10 protein-coding genes are annotated in these 11,942 nt (G+C 43.4%); 8 read left to right on the forward strand and 2 right to left on the reverse strand.

Going from position 1 to position 11,942, the window contains the following annotated elements; genetic code table 11:
- The first annotated feature begins 30 nt into the window (after positions 1–30).
- The 5 genes from ABNE31_RS09090 (at position 31) to ABNE31_RS09110 (ending at position 8,226) form a co-directional block, all read left to right on the forward strand.
- The gene (locus tag ABNE31_RS09090; protein WP_349350977.1) at positions 31–3,804 is read left to right on the forward strand and encodes a family 78 glycoside hydrolase catalytic domain; all 3,774 of its coding nucleotides are present in this window, start codon (positions 31–33) and stop codon (positions 3,802–3,804) included.
- A 649-nt stretch (positions 3,805–4,453) separates the two neighbouring features.
- The gene (locus tag ABNE31_RS09095) at positions 4,454–5,842 is read left to right on the forward strand and encodes an FAD-containing oxidoreductase (RefSeq protein WP_349350978.1); all 1,389 of its coding nucleotides are present in this window, start codon (positions 4,454–4,456) and stop codon (positions 5,840–5,842) included.
- A 6-nt stretch (positions 5,843–5,848) separates the two neighbouring features.
- On the forward strand, positions 5,849–6,130 hold the full coding sequence (locus tag ABNE31_RS09100; RefSeq protein ID WP_179384743.1) for a DUF427 domain-containing protein: 282 nt from the start codon (positions 5,849–5,851) through the stop codon (positions 6,128–6,130).
- A complete protein-coding gene (egtB, locus tag ABNE31_RS09105; RefSeq protein WP_349350979.1) occupies positions 6,130–7,278 on the forward strand; it encodes an ergothioneine biosynthesis protein EgtB in 1,149 nt (382 codons plus the stop codon). Before ABNE31_RS09100 ends, egtB begins: the two co-directional genes overlap by 1 nt.
- A gap of 6 nt (positions 7,279–7,284) precedes the next feature.
- The gene (locus ABNE31_RS09110) at positions 7,285–8,226 is read left to right on the forward strand and encodes an L-histidine N(alpha)-methyltransferase (RefSeq protein WP_349350980.1); all 942 of its coding nucleotides are present in this window, start codon (positions 7,285–7,287) and stop codon (positions 8,224–8,226) included.
- Between the two features lie 14 nt (positions 8,227–8,240).
- Here ABNE31_RS09110 and ABNE31_RS09115 read toward each other — a convergent pair whose 3' ends face one another.
- On the reverse strand, positions 8,241–8,480 hold the full coding sequence (locus tag ABNE31_RS09115; protein ID WP_349353041.1) for a Rho termination factor N-terminal domain-containing protein: 240 nt from the start codon (positions 8,478–8,480) through the stop codon (positions 8,241–8,243).
- A gap of 226 nt (positions 8,481–8,706) precedes the next feature.
- Here ABNE31_RS09115 and ABNE31_RS09120 point away from each other — a divergent pair, with 226 nt between their 5' ends.
- The 3 genes from ABNE31_RS09120 (at position 8,707) to ABNE31_RS09130 (ending at position 10,845) form a co-directional block, all read left to right on the forward strand.
- Positions 8,707–9,162: an MgtC/SapB family protein gene (locus tag ABNE31_RS09120; protein ID WP_349350981.1), complete on the forward strand. Its 456-nt coding sequence runs from the start codon at positions 8,707–8,709 to the stop codon at positions 9,160–9,162.
- Between the two features lie 201 nt (positions 9,163–9,363).
- Positions 9,364–10,557, forward strand: coding sequence for a GAF domain-containing sensor histidine kinase (locus ABNE31_RS09125; protein WP_349350982.1), 1,194 nt, complete (start codon positions 9,364–9,366; stop codon positions 10,555–10,557).
- An 18-nt stretch (positions 10,558–10,575) separates the two neighbouring features.
- Positions 10,576–10,845: a hypothetical protein gene (locus tag ABNE31_RS09130; protein WP_349350983.1), complete on the forward strand. Its 270-nt coding sequence runs from the start codon at positions 10,576–10,578 to the stop codon at positions 10,843–10,845.
- A 183-nt stretch (positions 10,846–11,028) separates the two neighbouring features.
- On the opposite strand, the gene ABNE31_RS09135 is transcribed toward ABNE31_RS09130, so the two are convergent.
- Positions 11,029–11,919 carry a type IX secretion system membrane protein PorP/SprF gene (locus ABNE31_RS09135; protein WP_179384749.1) on the reverse strand — a complete coding sequence of 297 codons (891 nt, stop codon included), beginning with the start codon at positions 11,917–11,919 and terminating at the stop codon, positions 11,029–11,031.
- Positions 11,920–11,942: the final 23 nt, after the last annotated feature.

Here is an 11,942-nt window from a genome sequence, read left to right on the forward strand (position 1 = left end):
AGAAGATTGACTGACCATAAAAAACTACAAATGAAAACCGCTTGGATTAAAACTTGCTTTCTGTCGCTTTTTGGAGTGGTGTTGCTGAATTCTTGTACCAACCCAGATACCAAAATCGATACCCTTAGAGTCGCTTACATGGAGCATCCCATGGCCGTTGAAGATACCAACCCACTGTTTGGGTGGAAAATGGTATCGGACAAGGTGGGACAAAAACAGGTGGCCTATCAAATTATGGTGCGCAAGGACCAAGACGGTTATGTGGTTTGGGACAGTGGCAAAGTCCTGAGTGGAATTTCCAATAATATTTCTTATCAAGGCGATGACTTAAAAGCTGAAACTGCCTATACATGGGAGTTGACAGTTTGGGATGTCGAAAATCGGCAATATAAAAAAGAAGGCCACTTTGAAACGGGTATCATGAATCCGGATAGAGCAGCTTGGCAAGGAGCGCAGTTTATCGGCACCAATAATCTAACACTTGATGCGGCGTCCGCCTTGTTGTTTGATTTGGAAACGGAATTCCAAATTTTGGAAGGAAACACTGCCTCATTAATCCTAGGGGCCAATGATTTTAGGTTGAATGACAGGTTTCAGAACATCAACAATGCCGAGGGGGAAAACTACTTGAGGTTACAATTGGATATTGCTGGGGTTGGAGGTGAGCAGGGTGCCAAGTTGAACATCTATCGTGTAGGATTTACCAAAGAGGATTCTGCAACGACCCCCTACATGGTTATTTCCAAGGCGAATTACCCCAATACCAATATCAACAAATTGATTACCGCTTCGAATAAATTGGATTCCCATCAACTAAAAATAGCGGTCAATGCCAGCACGATCACTCTGTATATTGATGGAGAAAAATTGCTTTTGGAATTGGATGACCCCGATAACCCCATCCCCCCTCAATTTAGAAATACAGGTTTTACGGTAACTGGTGGGGGCGGAGGTAATTTCTTGACCTATCCCCATATCAATTCAATAGGATTTGCAGCGGAACCTGGAAGCAAAGTGGTTTATAGAAATTATAAACTGTTGAATTCAGGACACAGCGACCCTAACAATAATGAAGTATTTGGAGCCAAAACCGGTCCGGGCTATGGTATTTTTAAAGAATTTGAGGGAGTTGAGGTACAGGAAGGTGATAGGATAGTGGTGTCTAACATATCCGATGAAACTCGGCTTCAATATGCAGACCCTAGTCACGGGTCCGTGAGCATGCTACGAACAAATTTTGTGACCAAAGAAGGTTCCGAAGTGGTTAAAGCGAAATTGTACGCCACCTCCATGGGTTCCAATGAAATGTATATCAATGGGGAGCGAATTGGGGAAGATTGGTTTGCACCTGGCGCCACTCAGTTTCGGGAGACATTGGGATACTACGCCTATGATGTTACTTCCAGCATCAAATCCGGTGAAAATACCATGGGTGCCATCATTTTTCCTGGCTGGTACACGGGCTACATGACCTACACCCCTGGCAATTATAACTTTTTCGGGGATACGGAAGCCCTTTTGGCTCGACTAGTGATTACCTACGCTGATGGAAGTAGCCAAAATGTGGTGACCGACCCTACCTCATGGAAACTGTTTCAAGATGGTCCTATTGAGTACGGTAGTTTTTTCCAAGGAGAGCGTTACAATGCGCAAAAGGAAACATTGATCTCTGTGGATGGAGATGTTAATGGATGGTCCACCACGTCTTATGACGATTCCCAATGGAAAGCTGCTGAGGTTGTTAAGCCAAGAGACTGGATTGATTTTGACATTGTTTCCCGCCATGACCGCCCCGTTCGGGTCGTTGAACGGATAAAGGCCCAGGAGGTTATGGAAACTCATAGCGAAGATGGCAGCACTTACACCTACAATATGGGTGTGAACATGGTCGGCGTACCCCACATCACCATTCCAGAAGGCTGGCTTAAAAAAGGGGATACGGTAATATTACGTTATGCCGAACAGTTGTATCCTGGTTTTGAAGGCGATGATCAGGAATATGTAGCGATGTATGGCTATAATGGTGGAAAAGGCATAGCGGGACGTATTTTGACGGAGAACTATCGTGCTGCCATGGCCACAGATTTTTATATTGCTAAAGATGCTGCTGAAACGATAATTCAACCAAGGACTACTTTTAGAGGATATCAGTATGTACAGGTTACCATTCCCCAGCATTCTGGACCTCTTCCTTTGGAAAATGTGACAGGACTGTCCTTGTCTTCAGATAACCTACCAACTGGAACTTACACTGCGGTTACCTTTGATGGAACCACTGGAGATTTGGCCAATCAACTCTTCAAAAACATTCAGCGGAGTCAATTGGGTAATTTTTTCACCTTGCCCACGGATTGTCCACAACGGAACGAGCGTATGGGTTGGACGGGAGATGCCCAAGCCTATACGAGAACAGGAACCTATAACTCCGATACCTATAACTTTTTCAGGCAATGGATGGTGGCTCTTCGCGATGACCAAGGGGTAGGTAGTGAAACGGAAGCTCCAGGGGGAATCGGCAGTACCGTTCCTACCTACAATATGAAGGATGATACCACTTTCGCCAATGGGACCACTTGGGCAGCTGCAGTATGTATGGTGCCATGGCAGTTGTACGTTCAATATGGGGACACCCAAATTATAGAGGAAAACATGGAAACCATGCGTTTATGGTTGGAGGGGATGGACTACTATGATTTTAGTGAGGAGTATCCGCACTTGTCTTCGAAGACGGATGGACTTGCCGATTGGTTGGCCATGGATAACAATACCCCCGCCGAATTGGTGAACAATGCCATATACATTTACATGATGGAAGTTACGGCCATTATGGCTGATGCCATTGGAGAAACGGAATATGCCAAAGTGTTGCGTAATCGTCATGCAATGGCCAAAGAAGAATGGAACAGGCTATTTGTAGACCCAGAATCTGGAAGGACACGCAACTTGGAAGGACTTATTGTGCACTCCCAAAGCTCTTATGCCACACCGTTGAACTTTAATGTGTTTAACGATGCAAATCAAGCTAAGGCTGAATCACATTTGGCAGAATTGGTTCAAAAACCTTCCAATAGCAATACCACGGCAGATGGGAGTAGGGTGGTTTATCCGGAAAGAACGGGACCATTGGGAGGTTTTGGGATTAACTCGGAGCAGGTTACGGAGGACTTTTTACCCTACACCATAACCACTGGATTCTCTGGTACGCCAAACATACTTCCGTCCCTAAGCAAGGGAGGAAAAATTGAAGAGGCCTACCGTTTGTTTTCAAGTACCGATTACACCTCATGGCTGTATCCGGTAACCAAAGGAGCAACCTCCATTTGGGAACGTTGGAACGGATATAAGGCCGCATTTAAAAAGAATAATGATAACCGCATGAATTCCTTTAATCATTTTGCCCTAGGTGCGGTTGGACAATGGATGTATGAATACCAATTGGGCATCACAACAGACCATGAGCAAGGTCAGGCAGGTTACAAACAGTTTGTTTTACAGCCCCAAGCTTTTGGGAATTTCAAATCGTTGGAAGGGAGCTACGAATCCAATTATGGTACCATCAAAAGTCATTGGCAGATGAACAATGATGACCAAATGATCACATACAATGCAACCGTCCCGGCCAATACTACGGCCACCTTATATTTGCCCATGGTCTTGGATAATGATGAATACCCATCTATTGAAGGTGCAAATTATAGGGGCGAAACCATTAGAAATGGCGTATCTGTTTTAAAATATGAGCTGGATTCAGGAACATATTCGTTTAGCCTATCGGAAGGTAAGCTAATGGTAGTTTCAAATTGATCTTGAATCCCAAAGAAGGTTATTGAACATAGATTATGAAGGCCAAAAGTATTAAAATGATTAGGTAAACAAGAATTGTTTGAGCCCTTTTGGGCAGAAGCAATAACGTTCAAAACCTGTCGAAATCGCTTTCTTATAGCCTCTGTAAAAACAGGGGCTTTTTTGCTTTTATCAAGATATTCAACCACACCATCGAGGATTAAATTTTAAACCTGTAACTTGTAAATGAATGCGTAATCAATTTATAGGATCCTTGTTTTTTTCCAACACTAGTATTGATCAGAAACAACACTTGATCTTTCCCATACGCGATTGCAGCCATACATTAAATGTGAAATATGAAAAAGCTACTTCTTGTCATTTTGCTTCTTATAGCCATTGCGATGATTTTCATCTCCGTAAATGCCCGTATTCTTCCACCAGGCCTAACGGGTTTAGGATTTATACTGATTGCAATCATACTCTACAAAAAACCATAGTCGCTGGCTTAGAAACAAAGTATAATATCCACCAGTTGTACCATAGCACAAAGAAAAAACCACACTCGAAGATAATTTGACCAATAAACAACGACCAATATCCATAGAACAGCATGTAATCTTCCCTGAACAAAAGGAAACAGTTGAAGGAAGCAATAAAAGAACGAATTATGGACCGTAAACAGATTACCACTTTTGATGCAATCATCATTGGTTCTGGGCAAGCAGGGACCCCATTGGTTTTTAAATTGGCATCGGAAGGTCAAAAAGTGGCGTTTATCGAAAAAGAACATTTCGGAGGCACCTGTGTCAATAATGGCTGTACACCCACCAAAGCCTACGTGGCCAGTGCCCGACGTATGTGGGAGGCACAGCATGGAGGGGACCTTGGGATTGAAATTCCACCGGGATCCAAAGCAAACCTACGCGCCATAAAAGCTCGAAAGGACAAATTGGTTCAAAATTCGGTGAATGGCATTGCCAAAGGGGTGGAGAATCATGAAAATATCAGTTTTTTTAAGGGAGAGGCACGTTTTGAAGGCGATAAGATTGTGGAAGTAAACCATACATTCTTGACCGCCAAGGAAATTTATATCAATGTTGGTGGCAGCCCATTTATTCCTGATGGCTATGAGGACATCCCGTATCTCACCAATCAGAGTATATTGGAGTTGGAAGAATTGCCTGAGCACCTTTTGATTATCGGTGGAAGCTATATTGGTCTGGAATTTGGCCAAATGTTTTCGCGATTGGGTTCAAAGGTCACCATTATTGAACGGGGTAAGACCATTATTGGAAAGGAGGACGAGGAAACCAGCCAAACTATTCAACGAATGATGGAAGAGGAGGGGGTGGATTTCAGGCTCGGGGCAACTTGTCTGTCCGCCAAGAAAAATGGACAAGGTGGAATTACTGCACAAATCAATTGCTCCAAGGAGGGTCGATTGGAAATAGATGGTAGTCATCTTTTGTTGGCCGTTGGTAGACGCCCCAATACCGCAAACCTGCAGCTTGAAAAGACCGGTGTAAAAATAGATGATAAAGGATTCATAGCGGTGAACGATTACTTAGAAACCAATGTGAAAGGCATTTTTGCCTTGGGCGATTGCAATGGCAAAGGAGCATTTACGCACACCGCTTACAATGACTACGAGATTCTTGCTGAGAATAAATTTGATGGAAAAAACAGGAAGGTATCCGATAGAATCACAACCTACGGACTTTATGTTGACCCACCTTTGGGCAGGGTCGGCATCACCAAAAAGGAGGCCCAAGAAAAGGGAATGGATGTGCTCATGGGACATCGACCCATGAAAAAAGTTGCCCGTGCCAGGGAAAAAGGGGAAACCAAAGGTTATATGAGCGTGGTGGTCGATGCAAAGACCAAAAAAATATTGGGAGCCACGGTACTTGGTGTGGGCGGGGATGAGATTATCAGTGGCCTCATCAACATGATGTATGCGGATAAAAGTTATGAGGTGATACGCGACTCCGTACAACCCCATCCTACCGTTTCCGAGCTTATTCCCACCATGTTGGAATCATTGACTAAATTGTAGAAAAATATGAAAGCTATTTGGAACAATCAGATTGTGGCCGAAAGTGCCAACACAATCATAATCGAAAACAACCATTATTTTCCACCGGAAAGCATCAATCCAACGTATTTTAAGGACAGCGATACCACTAGCACTTGCCATTGGAAAGGCACCGCCAATTACAAGACAATCGTGGTGGACGGAGTTGCCAACGAGGACGCAGCTTGGTATTATGCAAATCCTTCTGCCTTGGCGAAGGGGATTGCTGGCTATTATGCTTTTTGGAAGGGAGTAAAGATTGAAAGTTAATGAAGTTAAAAGACCAGTTTTTAAAGACCAGAAAAGAAACCGAAACGATATGCAGCCCGCTTCAAACCGAAGATTATGTGGTACAGCCCATGGAAAATGTGTCACCACCAAAATGGCATTTGGCCCATACCACATGGTTTTTTGAGCAGTTTGTCTTGGTGAAATACGACAATAATTACAAGGTATTCCATCCCGATTTTGCCTATTTGTTCAACAGCTATTACAACAATATGGGCAAAAGAACGCAACGGCAAGACCGTGGGTTCATGACCCGGCCTAGTGTCTCCAAGGTTTACGAATATCGGGAATATGTTACCAACGCTATCGAGAACATCTTGAAGGACCACCCCGGTAATGAAGTACTCGACCTGGTTGAAATAGGGATACATCACGAACAACAGCACCAAGAATTGTTGGCCTATGATATCAAATATATCTTGGGAACACAGCCCACATTTCCCAGCATCGGAAATGTTTTTGGATGGGAAGCGGAGCGCCAAAAACAGGAATGGATTTCTTTTCAAGAAGGTTTGTATGAAATCGGTCATACAGGGGGCGGATTTTGTTTTGATAACGAACTCCCCTCGCACAAGGTCTATCTACAAGATTTCCAAATCAGTAATAAGTTGGTGACCAATGGCGAATTTTTGGAGTTTATGGAAGATGGCGGTTACACCAATTTCAATCTATGGCACGATGAAGGATGGCATTTTATCCAAAACAATGGCATTGCACACCCCCTTTATTGGCATTACCATGACAGTGAATGGCAACAGTACCACTTTCATGGGCTGGAAAAGCTAAATCCAGATGTACCGGTATCCCATATTTCCATGTACGAAGCCTATGCCTTTGCTAATTGGAAAGGAATGCGATTGCCTACCGAATTTGAATGGGAAGTGGCCTCCGATAAACTGGCTTGGGGTCAACTATGGGAATGGACGCACTCTGCCTATTTACCTTATCCCGGCTTTAAGCAGGCCGAGGGAGCTCTAGGGGAATACAACGGCAAGTTTATGCTCAACCAAATGGTGTTGAGAGGAGCTTCGGTAGCTACGGCCCAAGGCCACGAAAGAAAAACGTACCGTAATTTTTTTCATGCCTCCAGCAGATGGATTTTTTCAGGGATTCGATTGGTAAAAAAGTAAAATAGCATGGGAGAATTTTTTGAACACGTAAAAGAAGGACTGAGCAAATCCCCAAAGGAAATTTCGTCCCGATACTTTTATGATGCCAAGGGCGATGCACTGTACCAAGGTATCATGAAGTTGGATGAATACTATCTTCCCCGTTGCGAAATGCAGATCATAGACGACAAAAGCCATCAGATTGCCCAAGATATTGCTGCGCAACATTCGTCTTTGCAAGTTGTGGAACTAGGGGCGGGCGATGGCTCAAAAACCAAGCATTTGCTCAAACAATTCCGACCCTATTTTAGCGATTTGGAATATGTTGCCATGGATATCTCCGAAAATGTGTTGGATATCAACCAAACGGAGATCAGAAATGAAATTGAATCCATTGACTACAACGGTATCGCCGGTAACTATTTTGAAACCTATCAATCCCTCACCGAAACATCCAACGGAAGATTGGTCCTGTTTTTGGGAGCGAATATCGGAAATTATACCACGGAGGAGGTAATCGACTTTTTCAAGTTTGTACAGTCTGGATTGGACAGGAACGACTATTTTTTGGTCGCTTTCGACCTTGTAAAAGACCCCAGAAAAATCCTTGCGGCTTACGATGATAGTCAAGGAATCACCAAACAGTTCAACCTTAATTTGTTGGAACGGATGAATCGGGAACTGGGTGCGAACTTTGATACCCGACATTTTGATCATTTTCCGTTTTATGATCCACTGACGGGTATAGCCTCCAGTCAGATCATCAGTATGAAAAAGCAGACTGTCGATTTTTCCCATGGCTTTTCCGCATCCTTTGACCTATATGAAGCCATCCACACGGAGATTTCCAAAAAGTTCTTTTGGAGCGATATTGAAGAAATAGCCGAGGAATCAAACATGCATATTGCACAGAATTATTTCAACACGAACAAGGGATATTCGTTTGTTCTGTTTCAGCCGGCTGGCTAGTATTTTATTATTTTTCAATTATTGCGCAACGCCTCGATGAGTTCTTCTTTATCCATTTTGGACCGCCCCTCAATGCCTACGTCTTTGGCTTGGTCATAAAGTTTTTCCTTTGTCCATTCCTCATAAGGACTTGCTTTTCCTCCATTTTTTCCAGCGTCGGGAGTATTGGCGATTCTGGCGGATTTTTCTTTACTGTACCCTTGCTCGCGAAGGGCTTCGTATTGTTCTTCGTTTTGTATGCTTGGATTTGGCATCATTACATATTTTAGTGAAACGTAAAGACTTTCTTTACTCCGTAAGAAGATGGCCAAGTGCCTGGAATTCATTTGCCTCATTTGAGATTTTTATTGCCTTTGCAGATTATTTGGAGTTTGTCCAAAACTTGTCCCTACGAACGAATCACGTTAACATTAAGACGTAATGGGCTAAGTTGTACTTATCTAAGGCTATATCTTAAAAGCTTTCAAAGGATGTTTTGGCATGACAGAAGTATTTACGAATGATTGGTCCCAAGTGATGGATTTTGCCCTAAAAGTGGGCATTGCAACCATTTCTGGGTTATTGATAGGGTTGGAAAGGGAATTTAAAGGCAAGGAAGCTGGTTTAAAAACAAATACCTTGGTCGCCATTGGTGCAGCGGTATTTGTATTGATTTCCATGCGGTTTTATGGTGAGGAATATACGGATGTCACTAGGGTATTGAGCCAAATTGTTACCGGAATCGGCTTTTTGGGCGCAGGCGTTATTCTGCAAAATGAAAAAGAAGAGCGCGTAAAAGGCTTGACCACCGCAGCCACCCTTTGGTGCAGTGCCGGAGCTGGTTGTCTGGCGGCAATGGCTATGTGGCTGGAATTGGTTATACTTACGGTATTGGTAGTAATCGTAAACATTGTTTTTGGATATATCGACGATAGATTGTCAAAAAACAGTAATTAGCGTCAGGAAAGTTGCTCGGATAGAAAACCTTTTTTAGGAAGGAGCTAAGTGCTTGAAATTGAACAAAACAGACCTTAAAAATATTTGTAAGAAAAATATTTCATTTTTGAATACGATTACAATGAAATTCACGTTCTGGGATGTAAGGGATGATCTTTTGGAAAAGACATGGATTTGACTATTTTAAGTAAAATTTGAATTATGAAGATGGCTGATGTAGAGCACAATAGAATGGAATACAGACGTATAAAAAGGCTAAGTGAGTTTGACCTTGATTATGGCAACCTCCACGAAGAATTCAAGGGTTTGGTGGAACTGGCAGCCCATGTCGCGGGCACCGAAATTTCCCTGATCAATTTGATTGACCAACACTCACAATGGAGTGTATCCCGGCATAATCTGGATGTATTTCAGATGGATTTGGAATACTCCATTTGCCAGCATACCATTCAGTCCGACCATATTATGGAAATACCGCACCTTGGGCGCGATGAGCGTTTTAGCGACAGGCCTTTTGTAAAGGCTGATGACGGGTTCCGCTACTACTTGGGCATTCCGTTAAAGGTAAAGACCGGGGAGAATATCGGGGCACTATGTGTGATGGACCATCAGGAGAAAAACGTTTCAGAAGAAAAGAAAAAGTTGCTACGGCTCATTGCAAACGAGATTGTGGAGAAACTGGAGAATAAGTTAAATATGGATGAACTTCAGGAAGCATTGGATAAAGCAACGGTGCAGCGCAATCAATTGGCCCACGATGTACGAGGTCCTATTGGAGGTATTCTCGGTTTAGCTACGAGCACTGAAAATGTACCTTTGGAAGAAGAAGAATTCATGCAGTATATGCAAATGATCAAAGCATCTGCTGCCAAGTTACTGGAGTTGACCGACGATATTCTGGAAAGACAAAAAGCTCAACAAAAGGAGAATTATTTCAATCTATCTGGTTTTAAGCAGCATCTGGATGGGCTTTACGAACTTTCAGCCCGTAATAAGGAAATCCATCTGGACATTGATATCAACCAAAAAGAAGACCATCAAAAGTTTCCAAGAAGAAAGCTGCTGCCCATAGTGGGGAACCTCATCGCGAACGCCATCAAATTTACCCCCTCGCAAGGAACTATCGGTGTGGACCTCGATATTTCGGGTAAAGACGGAAAGAGAGCCTTATTGATCAAGGTTAGCGACAACGGCAAGGGAATCCCAAAGGAACGCTTGGAAAATATTAAAAAATTAGCTTGGTTCGAGGATTATGGCACCGACTACGAAAAAGGGTATGGCCTAGGGCTTCAACTCGTAACTGAAATGGTCGAGGATATCCATGGAACACTGCATATCGATTCCGAAGAAGGGAAGGGTACAAGTGTACGTATTGTGGTACCTTTAAAGGATTAAAAAGTATATCCCTTTTTTATGGTACTAAAAAGAATCCTTCCTTTTGTTCTGGGTTCCCTAGTGGTTTCTTCCTGTGGAAAACGAAGTAGAACACACGTGATCACTGATTTTTCGCAACCGGTTTTTGATACCTTGGTTCCTTACGAAAAGCCCCTTAAGCCCTATGGTGTTGCTCTGTTTAAAGTGCAAGGTTCCGTAAATGATACCATAGCCATTCGCTTTTTAGGGTTGGATAGAAAATATATGGGCTCTTTTTCAGACGACCTGAAAATGGGTACTACGGTATGATTCCCGTTGCCTTTTTGTTTGATCCATTACAGGCTAACGAGGGTGAGGTGAGGGTAGAATACTCCATTGAATAAATAGTCTTCATGCTCAGCAAATCCCTAATGTCTGACTGAGACGATAAATTCAATACAAATAAAAGGCTGCCATTTTCGGCAGCCTTTCTCTTTTGGTAAACTATATAGTTTACATTTTCAGCCGCATAAAAAGCTCGTGGGTATTATTATCCAGTCCATCAATCGGATTTTGGATAGAGGTCTCATAGGCATAGCCCAAATTGAACCCATTGCTGATATTGAACAGGAACAGTCCGCTGATGCTCTCATCGTGCCTATAACTGGCCCCGAACTCAAAGCGTTCCCCAAAGTCCAAGATTCCGGTTACTTCCACAGAGATGGGAGATGCATCCACATAGCGGAACATGCCCATGGTCTTAAGGTCCAATGTCTTTCCTAGCAAGAAGGTGTATCCACCGCTCAAGTAGGCGTGCATTCGGTCCACACCCAAGAAAGCGTTTCCGTCACGTTCTTGCAAACGGTCCGGGGTCAACAGCTTTGGAGCAGAAAGGGAAGCAAAATACCTATCGTGTTTCAAATAGACCCCGGCTCCCACATTGGGGGTAAATCGGCTTTCGTAATCCATTAATGCGCCATCCTGACCAACGCCGTAAGTGATAAGGCCCTGGGTATTGGCATCGTAGGAGTTCGCGCTTCCCTTGATTCCGAAATAAAGGGTGTGCTCTTCATCCAACTGGACATTATAGGACACATCAATGGCCACCCAAGTCTGTTGTTCTATAAAGGTCCTGTCGTTTAGAATGGAGGCACCGAGTCCCACATTTTTCCCGACCGGCATCCCGAAAATAGCACTCTGGCTCTCCGGTGCCCCTTCGATGCCTGCCCATTGGCTACGGATGCCCAAAGCGAATTCCGCAGCCTCTGAACTTCCTACGAAGGCCGGGTTGTAAATGTTCATGTTGTAACGGTAAAAGGTATAGTTGGGGTCCTGTTGGGCATTTGCCGTAGCACAAACCACGAGGAACAGTGCCAGTAATCGTATGTTATTTAAAAGTTTCATTGTTGTAGTATGGTTTTTTGTTG

Origin of the sequence: Flagellimonas sp. MMG031, assembly GCF_040112705.1 — a bacterium.
GTDB lineage: Bacteria > Bacteroidota > Bacteroidia > Flavobacteriales > Flavobacteriaceae > Flagellimonas.